Origin of the sequence: Streptomyces sp. NPDC090445, assembly GCF_044769385.1 — a bacterium.
Classification (GTDB): Bacteria; Actinomycetota; Actinomycetes; order Streptomycetales; family Streptomycetaceae; genus Streptomyces.
Map to the genome: position 1 here is coordinate 40,328 of NZ_JBIVXV010000021.1, position 16,093 is coordinate 56,420.

At 72.2% G+C, this 16,093-nt stretch carries 16 protein-coding genes; 13 read left to right on the forward strand and 3 right to left on the reverse strand.

What is annotated here, in order from left to right; genetic code table 11:
* The first annotated feature begins 134 nt into the window (after window positions 1–134).
* The 8 genes from ACIQUT_RS29670 (at window position 135) to ACIQUT_RS29705 (ending at window position 9,455) form a co-directional block, all read left to right on the forward strand.
* On the forward strand, window positions 135–1,127 hold the full coding sequence (locus tag ACIQUT_RS29670; protein WP_403567238.1) for an ABC transporter permease: 993 nt from the start codon (window positions 135–137) through the stop codon (window positions 1,125–1,127).
* A gap of 41 nt (window positions 1,128–1,168) precedes the next feature.
* Window positions 1,169–2,932, forward strand: coding sequence for an ABC transporter substrate-binding protein (locus tag ACIQUT_RS29675; protein ID WP_403567240.1), 1,764 nt, complete (start codon window positions 1,169–1,171; stop codon window positions 2,930–2,932).
* Between the two features lie 141 nt (window positions 2,933–3,073).
* Entirely contained in the window at window positions 3,074–4,075 is a 1,002-nt protein-coding gene (locus tag ACIQUT_RS29680) for an ABC transporter permease (RefSeq protein ID WP_403567242.1), read from the forward strand.
* A complete protein-coding gene (locus tag ACIQUT_RS29685; protein WP_403567244.1) occupies window positions 4,072–5,211 on the forward strand; it encodes an ABC transporter ATP-binding protein in 1,140 nt (379 codons plus the stop codon). Before ACIQUT_RS29680 ends, ACIQUT_RS29685 begins: the two co-directional genes overlap by 4 nt.
* Window positions 5,208–6,326 carry an ABC transporter ATP-binding protein gene (locus ACIQUT_RS29690; protein WP_403567246.1) on the forward strand — a complete coding sequence of 373 codons (1,119 nt, stop codon included), beginning with the start codon at window positions 5,208–5,210 and terminating at the stop codon, window positions 6,324–6,326. Before ACIQUT_RS29685 ends, ACIQUT_RS29690 begins: the two co-directional genes overlap by 4 nt.
* A gap of 95 nt (window positions 6,327–6,421) precedes the next feature.
* Complete coding sequence (locus tag ACIQUT_RS29695; RefSeq protein ID WP_403567247.1) at window positions 6,422–7,078, forward strand: trimeric intracellular cation channel family protein; 657 nt, start codon at window positions 6,422–6,424, stop codon at window positions 7,076–7,078.
* 58 nt (window positions 7,079–7,136) lie between these two features.
* On the forward strand, window positions 7,137–7,991 hold the full coding sequence (locus ACIQUT_RS29700) for a thioesterase family protein (RefSeq protein ID WP_403567249.1): 855 nt from the start codon (window positions 7,137–7,139) through the stop codon (window positions 7,989–7,991).
* A gap of 300 nt (window positions 7,992–8,291) precedes the next feature.
* Entirely contained in the window at window positions 8,292–9,455 is a 1,164-nt protein-coding gene (locus ACIQUT_RS29705) for a cysteine desulfurase family protein (protein WP_403567252.1), read from the forward strand.
* On the opposite strand, the gene ACIQUT_RS29710 is transcribed toward ACIQUT_RS29705, so the two are convergent.
* The gene (locus ACIQUT_RS29710) at window positions 9,452–10,201 is read right to left on the reverse strand and encodes a hypothetical protein (RefSeq protein WP_403567254.1); all 750 of its coding nucleotides are present in this window, start codon (window positions 10,199–10,201) and stop codon (window positions 9,452–9,454) included. The two genes, ACIQUT_RS29705 and ACIQUT_RS29710, sit on opposite strands and share 4 nt — an antisense overlap.
* 93 nt (window positions 10,202–10,294) lie before the next feature.
* Complete coding sequence (locus ACIQUT_RS29715) at window positions 10,295–10,978, reverse strand: N-acetylmuramoyl-L-alanine amidase (RefSeq protein ID WP_403567256.1); 684 nt, start codon at window positions 10,976–10,978, stop codon at window positions 10,295–10,297.
* 69 nt (window positions 10,979–11,047) lie between these two features.
* Here ACIQUT_RS29715 and mnmA point away from each other — a divergent pair, with 69 nt between their 5' ends.
* The gene (gene mnmA, locus ACIQUT_RS29720) at window positions 11,048–12,181 is read left to right on the forward strand and encodes a tRNA 2-thiouridine(34) synthase MnmA (protein WP_403567258.1); all 1,134 of its coding nucleotides are present in this window, start codon (window positions 11,048–11,050) and stop codon (window positions 12,179–12,181) included.
* A 75-nt stretch (window positions 12,182–12,256) separates the two neighbouring features.
* Here mnmA and ACIQUT_RS29725 read toward each other — a convergent pair whose 3' ends face one another.
* Window positions 12,257–13,177 carry an NADP-dependent oxidoreductase gene (locus ACIQUT_RS29725; RefSeq protein WP_403567259.1) on the reverse strand — a complete coding sequence of 307 codons (921 nt, stop codon included), beginning with the start codon at window positions 13,175–13,177 and terminating at the stop codon, window positions 12,257–12,259.
* Window positions 13,178–13,290: 113 nt separating this feature from the next.
* Between ACIQUT_RS29725 and ACIQUT_RS29730 the strand changes: the two genes are divergently transcribed.
* The 4 genes from ACIQUT_RS29730 to ACIQUT_RS29745 are packed head-to-tail and all read left to right on the forward strand — an operon-like array spanning window position 13,291 to window position 16,089.
* On the forward strand, window positions 13,291–14,271 hold the full coding sequence (locus ACIQUT_RS29730; RefSeq protein ID WP_403567261.1) for a GlxA family transcriptional regulator: 981 nt from the start codon (window positions 13,291–13,293) through the stop codon (window positions 14,269–14,271).
* Window positions 14,268–14,435 (forward strand): hypothetical protein, encoded by a 168-nt coding sequence (locus ACIQUT_RS29735; protein WP_403567263.1) that lies wholly within the window; start codon window positions 14,268–14,270, stop codon window positions 14,433–14,435. The genes ACIQUT_RS29730 and ACIQUT_RS29735 overlap by 4 nt, the downstream gene beginning before the upstream one ends.
* Window positions 14,420–15,109 (forward strand): SDR family oxidoreductase, encoded by a 690-nt coding sequence (locus ACIQUT_RS29740; protein ID WP_403567264.1) that lies wholly within the window; start codon window positions 14,420–14,422, stop codon window positions 15,107–15,109. Before ACIQUT_RS29735 ends, ACIQUT_RS29740 begins: the two co-directional genes overlap by 16 nt.
* Window positions 15,106–16,089: a methionine synthase gene (locus ACIQUT_RS29745; protein ID WP_403567266.1), complete on the forward strand. Its 984-nt coding sequence runs from the start codon at window positions 15,106–15,108 to the stop codon at window positions 16,087–16,089. The genes ACIQUT_RS29740 and ACIQUT_RS29745 overlap by 4 nt, the downstream gene beginning before the upstream one ends.
* The last annotated feature ends 4 nt before the right edge of the window (window positions 16,090–16,093 follow it).

Genomic DNA, 16,093 nt, shown 5'->3' on the forward strand with positions numbered 1-16,093 from the left:
CCGCACCTCCGCACTTCCCGCACCTCGGCACAGTCCTGCGTGTCACCACGCACAAGAGCGCCACTCCGCACCAACGCCGCCACAGCGGCGGGCATGGGCCGGCAACCCGTCGGCCGAGAGGGGTCCCCACCACGATGACGGCACCACTGCATGACACGAGCGCGGAACCTGCCGCACCCGTGGCCGTAGCCGACGTCCCTGCGAAGGCCATCGAAGGCCGCTCGCCCGGCCGTATCGCCTGGATGCGGCTCAAGCGCGACAAGGTCGCGCTGACCGGCGGCGTGGTCGTGATCCTCCTGATCCTCGTGGCGGTCTTCGCGCCGCAGATCGTGAGCCTGCTGGGCCACCCGCCCAACGAGTTCCACGAGGACATGATCGACCCGGACCTCGGCACGCCGATCGGCTCCTGGGGCGGCATCAGCTCCGACTTCCTGCTGGGCGTCGAACCCACCAACGGGCGCGACGTGTTCAGCCGGATCGTCTACGGCGCCCGCATCTCGCTGGTCGTCGCCTTCCTGGCCGCGTTCGTCTCGGTCGCCATCGGCAGCCTGCTCGGCGCGCTCGCCGGGTTCCTCGGCGGCTGGGTGGACGGCGTCATCAGCCGCCTGATGGACCTGCTGCTGGCCTTCCCGCAGCTGCTGTTCACCATCGCGCTGGTGTCGGTCGTCCCCAACTCCCTCTGGGGGTTCGAGGGTTCGGGTGTCCGGATGGGCGTGCTGATCGTCGTGATCGGCTTCTTCGGGTGGCCGTACATCGGCCGCATCGTCCGCGGCCAGACGATCTCCCTGCGCGAGCGCGAGTACGTGGAGGCGGCGCGCAGCCTCGGCGCCGGCCGCGGCTACATCCTGATCAAGGAGCTGCTGCCCAACCTGGTCGCGCCGATCCTGGTCTACGCGACGCTGATCATTCCGACCAACATCCTGACGGAGGCGGCGCTCAGCTTCCTCGGCGCCGGCGTCAAGCCGCCGACCGCGTCCTGGGGAAAGATGCTCTCCGACGCCGTCCCCATCTACCAGGACGACCCCATGTACATGGTGGTCCCGGGTATGACGATCTTCATCACCGTCCTGGCGTTCAACCTCTTCGGGGACGGGCTGCGTGACGCACTCGACCCCAAGGGCAGCTGAACCGCTCCATCGATTCACCCACCTCTGGAGGTTGGACCAACGTGATCCGCAGAAAGCAGGCACTCGCGATCACCGCCGTGATCGCCGCCCTGTCGCTGACCGCCGCGTGCGGCGGCAACGACGGGGAGAAGAAGACCGAGGGCAAGGGCGGCGGCAACGCGGCCTTCAACGCCGCCACCACCGGCGTCGTGAACCCGTCCACCGAGAAGGGCGGCGAGCTCAGGCTCTGGTCGCCGCAGGACGTCGACTACCTCGACCCGGCGCGTGCCTACTACGGCTTCGTGTGGAACATGCAGCGCCTCTACATCCGCCAGCTGCTGGCGTACGACAGCAAGCCGGGCGAGGCGGGCACCAAGCTGGTCCCGGACCTCGCCGAGGCCCTGCCCGTCCTCAGCAACGACGGCAAGACGTACACCGTCAAGCTCAAGGACGGCGTGAAGTTCGAGGACGGCACGCCGATCACCTCGAAGGACATCAAGTACGGCATCGAGCGCGTCTTCGCGCAGGACGTGCTGTCCGGCGGTCCCACCTACCTGATCGACCTGCTCGACCAGGGCCAGAAGTACCCCGGCCCGTACAAGGACACCGACCCCAACAAGATGGGTCTGAAGTCCGTCGAGACGCCGGACGACAAGACGATCGTCTTCAACCTGGCGAGCGCCAACTCCGACTTCAGCTACCTGCTGGCCATGCCGTCCTCCTCGCCGGTCCCGGCGGCCAAGGACACCGGCGCCACGTACACCAACAAGCCGATCGCCACCGGCCCGTACAAGGTGGAGAGCTTCACCGCCGGCAAGGGTGCGACCTTCGTCCGCAACGAGAACTGGGACCCGAAGACGGACACCATCCGCACGGGTCTGCCGGACAAGGTCTCCTTCACGGTGACGACCAACCCGGACGACATGGACGCCCGCCTGCTGTCCGGCGACATCGACCTCGCCGTCGACGGCACCGGTGTGCAGCAGGCCGCGAAGAACAAGATCCTCAAGGACGAGAAGCTCAAGAAGAACGCGGACAACCCGTTCACGGGCTACATCCGCTACTTCGCCTTCCCGCAGACCGTCGCGCCGTTCGACAACATCGAGTGCCGCAAGGCCGTCATCTACGCGGCCGACCCGAAGTCCCTGCAGACCGCCCGCGGCGGCCCGACCAGCGGTGACCTCGGCGCCAACATGCTGCCGCCCGGCATCCCCGGCTCCGACAAGTCCTTCGACCCGTTCGGCCTGACGAAGGGCCAGCCGCAGGAGGACAAGGCCAAGGAGGCCCTCAAGGCCTGCGGCAAGCCGGACGGCTTCGAGACCACCATCGCGGTCCGCAACAACCGCGCCCCCGAGGTGAAGACGGCCGAGTCCCTGCAGGCCTCGCTCGCCAAGGTCGGCATCAAGGCCACGATCGACCAGTACGACGGCAAGCTCTCCTCCTCCACGATCGGTTCGCCCGAGAACGTGAAGAAGAAGAACTACGGCATCATCGTCATGGGCTGGGGCGCCGACTACAACTCCGGCTCGGGCTTCCTGCAGCCGCTGGTCGACGGATCGTTCATCCTGCCGAACGGCAACAACAACTACACCGAGCTGAACGACCCGGAGATCAACGGGCTGTTCGACAAGGCCGCTGCCGCCGCCACGCCGGAAGCCGCCGCCCCGTTCTACACGGACATCAACAAGAAGGTCATGGAGAAGGCGCTCTACCTTCCCATCAACTTCGACAAGGCCTTCGTCTACCACAACCCGCGGCTGACGAACGTCTACTTCAACGACTCCCTCGGCAAGATCGACCTCGCCGTCATCGGCGTCGGCAAGTGATCCGGTAGTCGAGTCGTCACGTAACAACAGGCAAGTGCCTTCACCGCACATGCGCTAGTCCGAAGGGCAGGTGAAGGCCGCAGGCGGCGGCTGCCGTCCCCGCGAGGGACGGCAGCCGCCCGCCCCGGGCGGCCGACTGCAGTGCTCGTCTACCTCATACGGCGACTGTTCAACGTCGTCGCCACGCTGCTGGTGGTCTCCGTGGTCACCTTCGGCATCTTCTTCGCGGTCCCGAAGCTCACGGGCAGCGATCCGGCCCTCATGTACGCCGGCCGCGAGACCAACGAGACCGCCCTGGCGGGCATCCGCGTGAAGATGGGCTTCGACAAGCCCATCTCCGAGCAGTACCTGACCTTCGTCAAGGGCATCTTCGCCGGCCGCGACTACGACGGCGGCACCGAGGTCACCCACTGCGAGGCGCCCTGCTTCGGCTACTCGTTCAAGACCGAGGCGCCCGTTTGGGAGACCATGGCCGACCGGATGCCGGTCACCCTCTCGCTCGCCCTCGGCGCGGCCGTCATCTGGGTGCTCGCCGGTGTGGCCACCGGCGTGGTCTCGGCCCTCAAACGCCGCACCGCCATCGACCGCACCGTCATGGTCGGCGCCCTCGCCGGCGTCTCCCTGCCGATCTTCTTCACCGGCATGGTGGCCCCCGCGATCTTCGTCTACAGCCTCGGCTGGCTGGACGTGTCCAACTACAAACCCCTCACGGAGGATCCCGGGGCCTGGCTCAACTCCCTGATCCTGCCGTGGGTCACCCTGGCCTTCCTCTTCGCCGCCACCTACGCCCGCATCACGCGCGCCACGATGCTGGAGGTGCTCGGCGAGGACTACATCCGCACCGCCCGGGCCAAGGGCCTCAAGGAGGGCGTGGTCATCCGCAAGCACGCCCTGCGCTCCACCCTCACCCCGATCGTCACGATGTTCGGCCTCGACCTCGGCGGACTCCTCGGCGGCGCGGTGCTCACCGAGACGACCTTCAACTTCCAGGGTCTGGGGACGGCGGCCGTCGCCGCCATCGGCCAGGGCGACCTCCCCGTGATCATGGGCGTCACCCTGCTCGCCGCGCTCTTCGTGGTGATGGCCAACCTGATCGTGGACCTGCTGTACGCCGTCATCGACCCGCGCGTGAGGCTGACGTGACCGAGAACCACCCCACTTCCGGCTCCGCGGCCGGCGCCGGCGCGGGCGAGACCCCCGCCGACGGGCCCGCGTTCGTCCCCGAACAGTCCGGGCCCCGCGACAGCGGCGCCTTCCTGTCCGTACGCGACCTCAAGGTCCACTTCCCGACCGACGACGGCCTCGTCAAGTCCGTCGACGGGCTCTCCTTCGACCTGGAGCGGGGCAAGACCCTCGGCATCGTCGGCGAGTCCGGCTCCGGCAAGTCGGTGACCTCGCTGGCCATCATGGGCCTGCACCGCACCGGCAACGCGCGCAGCCGCCCGCACATCTCCGGCGAGGTCGTCCTCGACGGCGAGGACCTCGTCAAGGCCGACGCCGACCACGTGCGCAAGCTGCGCGGGCGCAAGATGGCGATGGTCTTCCAGGACCCGCTGTCCGCGATGCACCCGTACTACACGGTCGGCAAGCAGATCGTCGAGGCGTACCGCACCCACCACGACGCGGACAGGAAGGCCGCCCGGCGGCGCGCCGTCGAGATGCTCGACCGGGTCGGCATCCCCGAGCCCCACCGGCGCGTGGACGCCTACCCGCACGAGTTCTCCGGCGGCATGCGCCAGCGCGCGATGATCGCGATGGCGCTGGTCAACAACCCCGAGCTGCTCATCGCGGACGAGCCGACCACCGCCCTGGACGTCACCGTCCAAGCGCAGATCCTCGACCTGATCCGCGACCTGCAGAAAGAGTTCGGCTCCGCCGTCATCATGATCACGCACGACCTGGGCGTGGTCGCCGAGATGGCCGACGACATCCTCGTCATGTACGGCGGCCGGTGCGTCGAGCGCGGCACCGCGGAGAAGGTCTTCTACGAGCCCCGCCACCCCTACACCTGGGGGCTGCTCGGCTCCATGCCGCGCATCGACCGCGAGCAGACCGAGCGCCTCATCCCGGTCAAGGGCTCGCCGCCCAGCCTCATCAACATCCCGAGCGGCTGCGCCTTCAACCCGCGCTGCCCGTACGCCGACGTCCCCAAGGGCGGCATCACCCGCACCCGGCGGCCCGAGCTGACCGAGGACGGCGGCGGGCACTGGTCCGCCTGCCACATGTCGCAGGAGGAGCGGACCCGGATCTGGACCGAAGAGATTGCGCCGAAGCTGTGACCGACATGAAGAAGAAGGCGGACGGGCCCGCGGCGGATGCGCCGGCGCCGGCCGCGCAGGCGCCGGCCGGTGAGCCGCTGCTGAAGGTGACCGGCCTGGTCAAGCACTTCCCCATCAACAAGGGGCTGCTGCGCCGCCAGGTCGGGGCCGTCAAGGCCGTCGACGGGATCGACTTCGAGGTCCGGCGCGGCGAGACCCTCGGCGTGGTCGGCGAGTCCGGCTGCGGCAAGTCGACCATGGGCCGGCTGATCACCCGGCTGCTGGAGCCGACGGGCGGCACGGTCGAGTTCGAGGGGCGGGACATCACGCACCTCGGGGTCGCCGGGATGCGCCCGCTGCGCCGCGACGTCCAGATGATCTTCCAGGACCCGTACGGCTCCCTGAACCCGCGGCACACGGTCGGCACGATCGTCAGCGCCCCCTTCAAGCTCCAGGGCGTGGAGCCGGAGGGCGGGCTCAAGGCGGAGGTGCAGCGGCTGCTGTCGCTGGTGGGCCTCAACCCCGAGCACTACAACCGCTACCCGCACGAGTTCTCCGGCGGCCAGCGCCAGCGCATCGGCATCGCCCGGGCCCTGGCCCTGAAGCCGAAGCTGGTCGTCGCCGACGAGCCGGTCTCGGCGCTGGACGTGTCGATCCAGGCCCAGGTGGTCAACCTGCTGGACGACCTCCAGGCGGAGCTCGGCCTCACGTACGTGATCATCGCGCACGACCTGTCGGTCATCCGGCACGTCTCGGACCGCATCGCGGTGATGTACCTCGGCAAGATCGTGGAGCTGGCCGACCGGACCTCGCTCTACACCAGCCCGATGCACCCGTACACCAAGGCGCTGCTGTCGGCCGTGCCGGTGCCGGACCCGCGCCGGCGCGGCGCGAAGAGCGGCCGCATCCTGCTCACGGGCGACGTGCCCTCGCCGATCTCCCCGCCGAGCGGCTGCCGCTTCCACACGCGCTGCTGGAAGGCCACGCAGATCTGCGCCGTGCAGGAGCCGCCGACGGTCGCTCCGGCCGCCGGCCACCAGGTGGCCTGCCACCATCCCGAGAACGCACCCGACCAGGCGCCGGGCGACCCCGCCCTGCCGGGGGCCGCGGAGGCTCTGGCCAAGGTCTCGGAGTAGGCGCGGGCCCGCCTGGGCACGATACGTCCGGTGGTCCGGTCACCGAGTAGCGGTCGGTGACCGGGCCACCGGTCTTTCCCGTTCACAATGGGGCGGTGCTCCACGATCTCTTCACCCCGGATATCCAGCACGCGCTGGACCTCGCGGGCATCTTCGTCTTCGCCACCGCCGGCGCCCTGCTCGCCGTACGCAAGAACTTCGACATCTTCGGCATCGCCGTCCTCGCCGAGGTCACCGCCCTGGGCGGCGGCCTCTTCCGCGACCTGGTCATCGGCGCCGTCCCGCCGGCCGCCTTCGGCGAGCTCAGCTTCTTCGTCACCCCGCTGATCGCCGCGGCCATCGTCTTCTTCATGCACCCCGAGGTGCAGCGGATCAACCGCGCCATCAACGTCTTCGACGCCGCCGGCCTTGCCCTCTTCTGCGTCAGCGGCACGACGAAGGCGTACGAGTACGGCCTCGGGCTGACCGCGTCCGCCGCGCTGGGCCTGGCCACGGCCGTCGGCGGCGGCGTCCTGCGCGACGTCCTCGCCAACGAGGTGCCCTCGCTGCTGCGCGACCGCGAGATGTACGCCGTGCCCGCCACCGTCGGCGCCGCGATGGTGGCCGTCTCCATCGGCCTCGGCATCCTCAACGCGCTGACGACGGCCATCGCGATCGTCACCACCTTCGTGCTGAGGCTGCTCGCCATGCAGTTCCACTGGCGGGCGCCGTTGGCCTGGAACCGCCGCTCCGCGGTCTCCGAAGAGCCGTGATCCGCACGTCACCCCGGAAAGCTACCGCTTAGTAGCCTTGCGTTGTAGGCTCGATTCCATGGCATACGCAGCGGCCCAGGCCTCCATCGGCGACAGCGAGTTCGACCGCGACACCACCCTCACCGCGCGCGCGGGCGAACCCGGGGTGTACGACGCGGAGCTCTCCGCCGGATGGACGATCATCACCGCCGTCAACGGCGGCTATCTGCTGGCCCTGGTCGGCCGGGCCCTGTCCGCGGCCCTGCCGCACCCGGACCCGTTCACCGTCTCCGCCCACTACCTCACCTCCTCCGAGCCCGGCCCCGCGGTCATCCGCACCGAGGTCGTCCGGGTCGGCCGGACCCTGTCCACCGGCCAGGCCTCCCTGTTCCAGTTCGACGAGAACGGCACCGAGGTCGAGCGGATCCGGGTCGTCGCCTCCTACGGCGACCTCGCCTCCCTGCCGGACGACGTCCGTACCACCGCCAACCCGCCGGCGATCCCGCCGTACGAGGCCTGCCTCGGCCCGGAGGCCGGCCCGGCCCCCATCCCCGGCAGCACCGCGATCGTCGACCGGCTCCGGCTGCGGCTGGACCCGGCCACCGCCGGCTGGGCGCTCGGCGCGCCCTCCGGCAAGGGCGAGATGCGGGCCTGGTTCGAACTGGCCGACGGCCGGGACGCGGACCCGCTCTCCCTGCTGCTCGCCGTCGACGCGCTCCCGCCGACCTGCTTCGACCTGGGCCTGATGGGCTGGAGCCCGACCGTGGAACTGACCACGCACATCCGCCGCCGACCGGCGCCCGGCCCGCTGCGGATCGCGATCACCACGCGGAACCTGGCCGGCGGCTTCCTGGAGGAGGACGCCGAGGTCTGGGACTCCGAGGACCGCCTGGTCGCGCAGTCCCGCCAGCTGGCCCGCGCCCCCCGCCCCTGACCCGGCGCCCCGCCACGCAGCCCGACGGCCTCCGGCCCCGCCGCCCGCGCGGCTCCGTGCCCCGGCCCGCCGCCCGCGCGGCTCCGTGCCCCGGCCCGCCGCCCGCGGGGCTTCCCGGCGCCGGCCCCGTGCGGCTTCCGGCCCCGTCGTCCGTGCGGCTTCCCGGCCCCGGCCCGCTGTGCGGGGCCGGGGCCGGGCCGTTCCCGCGGGGCCGGTTCCGGGGCGGTTCCGGGGGCGGTGGTCGAGGGCTGCGGGTGCCGGGGGCTGCGGGTGCCGGGGGGCTCGTAGAATCGGGGGATCATGGCCTACCTCGACCACGCCGCCACCACCCCGATGCTCCCGGAGGCCGCTGCGGCGATGACCGCGCAGTTCGCCGTCACGGGTAACGCGTCCTCCCTGCACGCCGCCGGCCGCCGCGCCCGCCGCACCGTCGAGGAGGCCCGCGAGGCACTCGCCGAGGCACTCGGCGCCCGCCCCAGCGAGGTGGTCTTCACCGCCGGCGGCACCGAGGCCGACAACCTCGCCGTCAAGGGCCTGTACTGGGCCCGCCGCAGCCAGGACCCCGCCCGCACCCGGGTGCTCGCCAGCCCCGTCGAGCACCACGCCGTCCTCGACGCCGTCCACTGGCTCGCCGAGCACGAGGGCGCGCAGGTCGAGTACCTGCCCGTGGACCGCTACGGCCGGGTCGGCCCCGAGGACCTGCGCGAGGCCATCGCCCGCAACCCCGACGACGTCGCCCTGGCCACCGTGATGTGGGCCAACAACGAGATCGGCACCGTCATGCCGGTCCGCGAACTGGCCGCCGTGGCACGCGAGTCCGGCGTCCCGCTGCACTCCGACGCGGTCCAGGCCGTGGGCCAGCTCGACGTCCGCTTCGGCGACAGCGGCCTCGCCGCGATGACCGTCAGCGGCCACAAGATCGGCGGCCCGTACGGCATCGGCGCGCTGCTCCTCGGCCGCGACCAGACCCCCGTACCCGTCCTGCACGGCGGCGGCCAGGAGCGGCACGTGCGCTCCGGCACCCTCGACGTGCCCGCGATCGCCGCCTTCGCGGTGGCCGCCGTCCTCGCCGCCGAGCGGCGCGAGCGGTTCGCCGCCGAGGTCGGGCGGCTGCGGGACGAGCTGATCCGCGCCGTGCTCGCGGCCGTCCCCGACGCCGTCCTCGGCGGGGACCCCGACAACCGGCTCCCCGCCAACGCCCACTTCAGCTTCCCCGGCTGCGAGGGCGACTCCCTGCTGCTCCTGCTGGACGCCCAGGGCATCGAGTGCTCGACCGGCTCCGCCTGCACCGCGGGCGTGGCCCAGCCCAGCCACGTCCTGCTGGCCACCGGCACCGACCCGCAGCTCGCCCGCGGCACCCTGCGCTTCTCCCTCGGCCACACCTCCACCGCGGAGGACGTCGCCGCCCTGGCCGCGGCCATCGGCCCGGCGGTGGAACGCGCCCGCACGGCAGGCCTCAGCTAGCCGGTGCCCAAGGCCGCGCCGCCCTGCTGCTGCAGGTCGGACACGTCGACGCTCTCGGCGGGCGGCGGCGTCCGCGACGGGACGGGCTTGCCGTACTCGGAGAAGTCGGCCTCGCCCCGGACGCCGTCGATCTGCCCCTGGACCCGGAGCAGGTGGGGCTTGCCCTCGGTGGCGACGTAGAGCGTGACCCAGTCGGCCCCGGAGCGGCCGGTGACCGTGATCGCGGGCACGCCCTTGACGAGGGCCTTCGCGCCCTTCTCCACGTCGTCCTCGGCGAACGGCACCGGCAGGTACGCCTGCTGGAGGTGGGACACGTCGCAGGAGGCGGAGAACTCGCGCAGCGAGGGGTCGTCGGCGCGGCCGTGCATCCACCGCCCGCGCAGCAGCTCGGCCGTCTCCTGCCCGGCCGGCCCCGGGACCTGCGCTTTCATGAACGCCTCATCCGGCTTCATCCAGACGTCCTGCCCGCGCTTGATGATCTTCATACGGCCCCCCTTGGGAACCACCGCGACGCTGCCGACGCAGTTGCCGCCGGCGTCGAGGCGGAAGTCCACGGCGTAGGTCCCCGTCGCGTCCTTGGTCTGCCCCTCCCAGTGCAGGGACCGGGCAGTGAGGAGCGACTGCCGCCCCTTCTCCGCGATCACATGGGCGGGCTCGTCCTCGATGCCGTTCCCGCCGGGCGCCGCCGTCCCCACCAGCAGGGTGCCGGCCGCCGCCACGGCCACCGCGAGCCTGGACACGGCCATGGCCTCACCTCCGACGCGGGGCACGCCGCAAGATCAGCGTAGGCCGGGCGGGCGGGCTCCGCAGCCCGGGCCCGGCGCCCGGCCCGGGGCGCCTCAGCCGGTGCGGGGCCCGTCCAGCTCGGCCTGCACCAGGCGCAGGTACCTGTCCCAGTCCCAGTGCCGCCCCGGGTCCGTGTGGTCGGTGCCCGGCACCTCGGAGTGCGCCAGGAAGTGCTTCCGGTCGACGGGTATGCGGTACCTCCGGCAGATGTCGGCGGCCAGCCGCGCCGAGGACGCGTACATCGCGTCCGTGAAGTCCTGCGGCCGCTCCACGAAGCCCACGTGCTCGATGCCGATGCTCCGCTCGTTCATCGAGCGGTTCCCGGAGTGGAAGGCGACGTCGAGCTCCCGCACCATCTGCTCGACATGGCCGTCCTGGCGGACGATGTAGTGCGCGGACGCCCTGTGCCACGGGTTCTTGAAGGCGTCCACCGAGGACGCGAAGCCGCCCTGTGTCACATGCACCACGATGCGGTCCACCCGGTAGTCGTCCGGCCGGTCCGCCAGCCGCCAGTTCGCCGGCGAGGCCGCCGTCCAGCCCGCGCCCGCGTAGTCCAGCTCGCCCTCCTTGCGCGGCTTGGACACCCCGGGCAGCAGCCACCACAGCCGCCGCACCTCGTCTGCCCCGGCCACCCCCGCGACCGTGAGGACGCCGAGACCTCCGAACAGCACCGCCCGGCGCGTCCTGCTCCTGCCCGCCCCGGCCGCAGCCCCCGTCGCCGTTCCCTTGTCCGCCACGTGATCCACCCCCTGCACTCGACAACGCGCTGTGACCCCGGGCAGTTCCCCCGTACTCTGGAAGGCGCTATGACTGAGAACCCGCAGCGCACCGCCCGCCCCCTCCGCGTCCTGGCCGCCATGTCCGGCGGCGTGGACTCCGCCGTCGCAGCAGCCCGCGCGGTCGAAGCCGGGCACGACGTGACCGGGGTCCACCTGGCGCTCTCCGCGAACCCCCAGTCCTTCCGGACCGGCGCGCGCGGCTGCTGCACCATCGAGGACTCCCGCGACGCCCGCCGCGCCGCCGACGTCATCGGCATCCCCTTCTACTGCTGGGACCTCGCCGAGCGCTTCCGCGAGGACGTCGTCGAGGACTTCGTCGCCGAGTACGAGGCCGGGCGCACCCCGAACCCCTGCCTGCGCTGCAACGAGAAGATCAAGTTCGCGGCGCTGCTCGACAAGGCCCTCGCCCTCGGCTTCGACGCCGTCTGCACCGGCCACTACGCGACGGTCGTGGTCAACGAGGACGGCACCCGCGAGCTGCACCGCGCCTCCGACATGGCCAAGGACCAGTCGTACGTCCTCGGCGTCCTCGACGAGAAGCAGCTCGCCCACGCGCTCTTCCCGCTCGGCGACACGGTCACCACCAAGGACGAGATCCGCGCCGAGGCGGAGCGCCGCGGCCTCGCCGTCGCGAAGAAGCCCGACAGCCACGACATCTGCTTCATCGCCGACGGCGACACCCAGGGCTTCCTCGCGAAGCGCCTCGGCAAGGCCGAGGGCGACATCGTCGACGAGTCCGGCACCAAGGTCGGCAGCCACGACGGCGCGTACGGTTTCACCATCGGCCAGCGCAAGGGCCTGCGCATCGGCCACCCCGCGCCCGACGGCAAGCCGCGCTACGTCCTCGATATCTCGCCGGTGAACAACACGGTCACCGTCGGCCCCGCCGAGGCCCTCGACGTCAGCGCCCTCACCGCGATCCGCCCCCGCTGGTGCGGCTCCACGCCCGCCGCCCCGGGCACGTACACGGCGCAGCTGCGTGCCCACGGCGGCGAGACCGAGGTCTTCGCCGAGGTCGTGGACGGCGAGCTGCGGGTGCGCTTCACCGAGCCGGTCCGCGGCGTCGCCCCGGGCCAGGCGATCGTCCTCTACGACGACACCCGCGTGGTCGGCTCCGCCACGATCGCCACGACCACCCGCGCCACCGCCGCGTCCGTCTGACCGGGCCGGTCCAGGGACCGGTCCAGGGACCGGTCCAGGGACCGGGACCGGTACCAGCGCAGCCCCCGGGCCTGGTCAGGCCACCGTCAGGACGATCTTGCCGGTGGTGCGGCCCCGCTCGCCGATCTCGTGGGCCCTCGCCGCCTGCTCCAGCGGCAGCACCGTCTCGACCAGCGGCCTGAGCAGCCCCTGTTCCACCAGGGCGGCGATCTCCTCCAGGCCCTTGAGGTCGGGCTCCACCATGACGAAGGAAGCGTGCACCCCGTCCGCCCCGGCCGGGACATCCGGTCCGAGCAGTGTCACCAGGTGGCCGCCGGGCTTCAGCACCTTCAGGGAGCGCTGCGCGACCTCCCCGCCGAGCGCGTCCAGCACCACGTCCACGTCCGAGACAGCCTCGGCGAAGTCCCCGGCGCGGTAGTCGATCAGTTCGTCGGCGCCGAGCTCGCGCAGCACCTCGTGCTTGGCCGCGCTGGCGGTGCCGATGACGTACGCGCCGCGGGCCTTGGCGATCTGCACGGCCAAGTGGCCGACACCGCCGGCTGCCGCGTGGACCAGCACCCGCTGCCCGGCCGCGACCCCGGCCGTGTCGACCAGCGCCTGCCAGGCGGTCAGCGCCGCCAGCGGCAGCGCGGCCGCCTGCACATGGTCGAGGGAAGCAGGCTTGCGCGCGAAATGCCGCGCCGGGGCCGTCACATACTCGGCGTAACCGCCCGCCTGCTGCGGGAAGCGGGGCATCCCGTACACCTCGTCGCCCGGACGGTACAGGGTCACACCCGGTCCGACCGCCTCGACGGTGCCGGAGACATCCCAGCCGACCGTCGGGACCGGGCCCCAGCCGATGAAGGCGCCGCTGGCGCGGGTCTTCCAGTCCACGGGGTTCACGCCGGCCGCGTGCACCCGTACGAGGATCTCGCCCAGTCCCGGCTCGGGCCGGTCCACCTCGGTCTCGGTGAGGACCTCGGGACCGCCCCACTGGCTGACGACGACGGCGCGCATGGATGTCTCCTTATGTCTGTTCCACACCGGTTTTCCCGGTGACGGCACCAGCTTCGGCGCCGCCGGGCCCGCGCAGTACTGGCCGGACAGCCACTATGTGACAGAATCTGGCCATGCACCGTGTCGCCGTACTCGCCCTCGAAGGCGTCCCTCCGTTTGAGCTCGGAATGCCCTCCCGGGTCTTCGGCAACGCCTACGACGACTCCGGGAACCCGCTCTACGAGGTCACCGTCTGCACCGCCGACGGGCAGCCCGTGGCCAGCGACGCCGGGTTCACGATCGGCGTCTCGGCCGGCCCCGAGGCGCTCGCGGTCGCCGACACCGTGGTCATCCCGCCCACGCACGCCCTGGGCGAGCTCCTCCAGGGCGCGCCCCTGTCGCAGGCGCATGTCGACGCCCTCGCCCGAATCCGCCCCGGCACCCGGATCGTGTCGATCTGTACCGGCTCGTACGTGCTCGCTGCCGCCGGGATGCTCGACGGCCGGCCCGCGACCACCCACTGGCTCAAGGCGCTGGAGTTCCAGCGGGCCTTCCCGCGGGTCAAGGTCGACGAGGACGTCCTCTTCGTCGACGACGGCGACATCCTCACCTCCGCCGGCGTCGCCGCCGGCATCGACCTCTGCCTCTACCTGGTGCGCGCCGACCACGGCACCGCCGTCGCCAACCGCGCCGCCCGGCTGTGCGTCGTACCGCCGTGGCGCGACGGCGGGCAGGCCCAGTACATCGACCGGCCCGTCCCCGAGCCCACCGTCGCCACCACCACCGAGGCCCGCGCCTGGGCCCTGGAACACCTCGACGAACCGCTCACCCTGGGCCAGCTCGCCGCGCAGGCCCGGATGAGCCTGCGCACTTTCACCCGGCGCTTCCGCGACGAGGTCGGCATGACCCCCGTGCAGTGGCTGACCGCCCAACGCCTCGACCTGGCGCGCCACCTGCTGGAATCCAGCGACCTGCCCGTGGACCTCGTCGCCCACCGCTCCGGCTTCGGCTCCGCCAACTCCCTGCGCCAGCACATGCGCAGCTCGCTCGGCATCTCCCCGATCGCCTACCGCCGCACCTTCAGCCCGGGCAGCCGGCCGCCCGCGGCGGCATGACCCGACAGGTCACCATGGAGCGCGCCCGCGCCTGGTACGCCTCCGACGCCTACCAGGAGAGCAGGCCTGTGACGCTGCCGCCGCGCCCGGGCCGGGTGCGGCGGACCGGGGCCCGGGGCACGGGCGCCGAGGTGCGAGCATGGGCGGTATGGCTACTCATCTGATCACCGGTGCCGGGGCCGGCATCGGCGCCGCCGTCGCGAACCGGCTGCACGCCCGCGGCGACGACCTGATCCTGCTCGCCCGCGACGCCGCCCGCGCCCGGCAGCTCGTCGAGCGCTACCCCGGCGCCCGCACGCTCGTCGGGGACCTCGCCGACCCCGACCGGCTGTCCTGGGCCTTCTCCCACCAGGCCGTCCCCGACCGCATCGACTCCCTGCTGCACATCGCCGGGATCGTCGAACTCGGGCCGGTCGGGGAGCTGGGCCCCAAGACCTGGCACGAGCAGCTCAACGTGAACCTGGTCGCCCCCGCCGAGGTCACCCGGCTGCTCCTGCCGACCCTGCGCGCCTCCAAGGCCACCGTCGTCTTCGTGAACTCCGGCGCCGGCCTGAACGCCCACGCCGACTGGAGCGCGTACGCCGCCTCCAAGCACGGCCTCAAGGCGCTCGCCGACTCGCTGCGCGCCGAGGAGCGGGCCAACGGCATCCGCGTCACCTCCGTCTACCCGGGCCGCACCGCCACCGCGATGCAGGCCAAGGTCCACTCCCAGGAGGGCAAGGAGTACGACCCGTCCGCCTGGATCGACCCGGAGTCCGTGGCGACCACGATCCTGATGGCCGTCGACCTGCCCCGCGACGCCGAGGTCAACGACCTGACCGTGAGGCCCGGCCGGTGACCGCCAGCGCCACCGGCGTCGGCTCCCTGCCCGGCGGCGACGCCCGCGAGGCCGCCAAGACCGCCACCGGGTCCTTCGAGGACTTCCCGTACCTGCCCGAGCTGCCCGCCCGCGGGCCCGGCGCCGACATGATCGGCCGCTCCCTCGGGCTGCTCGTCGACCTGTACGCGCACGTCGAGCCCAGCGGCTGGCGGATCAGCGACCGGCCCGGCCGCGACACCCGCCGCTCCCGGTCCTGGCTCGGCGAGGACCTCGACGCCCTGGAGGAGTTCACCCAGGGGTACCAGGGGAAGCTCAAGGTCCAGGCCGTCGGCCCGTGGACCCTGGCCGCCGCCCTGGAGCTGCACAGCGGCGAGGCCGTGCTCCGGGACGCCGGCGCCTGCCGCGACCTCGCCGCCTCGCTCGCCGAGGGGCTGCGCGCCCACCTCGCCGACGTCCGCAAGCGGATCCCCGGCGCCGAGATCGTCCTCCAGTTCGACGAGCCGTCGCTGACCTCCGTCCTGCGCGGACGGGTGCGGACCGCCAGCGGGTACCAGACCTACCGGGCCGTGGACCGGCAGGTGGTCGAGGGTGCCCTGCGCGAGCTGTTCGCCGTGCACGACGGGGAGGTGGTCGTGCACTCCTGCGCGCCCGAGGTCCCCTTCGGCATGCTGCGGCGCGCCGGCGCCGCGGGGGTGTCGTTCGATTTCTCCCTGCTCACGGAGCGCGAGGACGACGCCCTCGGCGAAGCCGTCGAGAGCGGCATGAAACTCTTCGCCGGAGTGGTGCCGGGCACCGATGCCCCGCTGTCGGACCCGGGCGGTAGCGTCATGGGTGTCAGGAAGCTTTGGCGCAGGCTGGGGCTGGCTCCGGGGACTCTGGCGGAGTCCGTCGTGGTCACCCCGGCATGCGGTCTGGCGGGCGCCTCGCCCGCCTACGCCCGCGCGGTGCAGGCGCACTGCGCCAGGGCGGCGCGATCGCTCGCCGACAACCCTGAGTGACGGA

Excerpts from the sequence above, each read along its gene's own strand:
- ACIQUT_RS29670 (WP_403567238.1), top strand. The coding sequence starts at position 135 with ATGACGGCACCACTGCATGACACGAGCGCGGAACCTGCCGCACCCGTG.
- ACIQUT_RS29700 (WP_403567249.1), top strand. The coding sequence starts at position 7,137 with ATGGCATACGCAGCGGCCCAGGCCTCCATCGGCGACAGCGAGTTCGAC.
- ACIQUT_RS29705 (WP_403567252.1), top strand. The coding sequence starts at position 8,292 with ATGGCCTACCTCGACCACGCCGCCACCACCCCGATGCTCCCGGAGGCC.
- ACIQUT_RS29710 (WP_403567254.1), bottom strand. The coding sequence starts at position 10,201 with ATGGCCGTGTCCAGGCTCGCGGTGGCCGTGGCGGCGGCCGGCACCCTG.
- mnmA (WP_403567258.1), top strand. The coding sequence starts at position 11,048 with ATGACTGAGAACCCGCAGCGCACCGCCCGCCCCCTCCGCGTCCTGGCC.
- ACIQUT_RS29725 (WP_403567259.1), bottom strand. The coding sequence starts at position 13,177 with ATGCGCGCCGTCGTCGTCAGCCAGTGGGGCGGTCCCGAGGTCCTCACC.
- ACIQUT_RS29730 (WP_403567261.1), top strand. The coding sequence starts at position 13,291 with ATGCACCGTGTCGCCGTACTCGCCCTCGAAGGCGTCCCTCCGTTTGAG.
- ACIQUT_RS29735 (WP_403567263.1), top strand. The coding sequence starts at position 14,268 with ATGACCCGACAGGTCACCATGGAGCGCGCCCGCGCCTGGTACGCCTCC.
- ACIQUT_RS29740 (WP_403567264.1), top strand. The coding sequence starts at position 14,420 with ATGGCTACTCATCTGATCACCGGTGCCGGGGCCGGCATCGGCGCCGCC.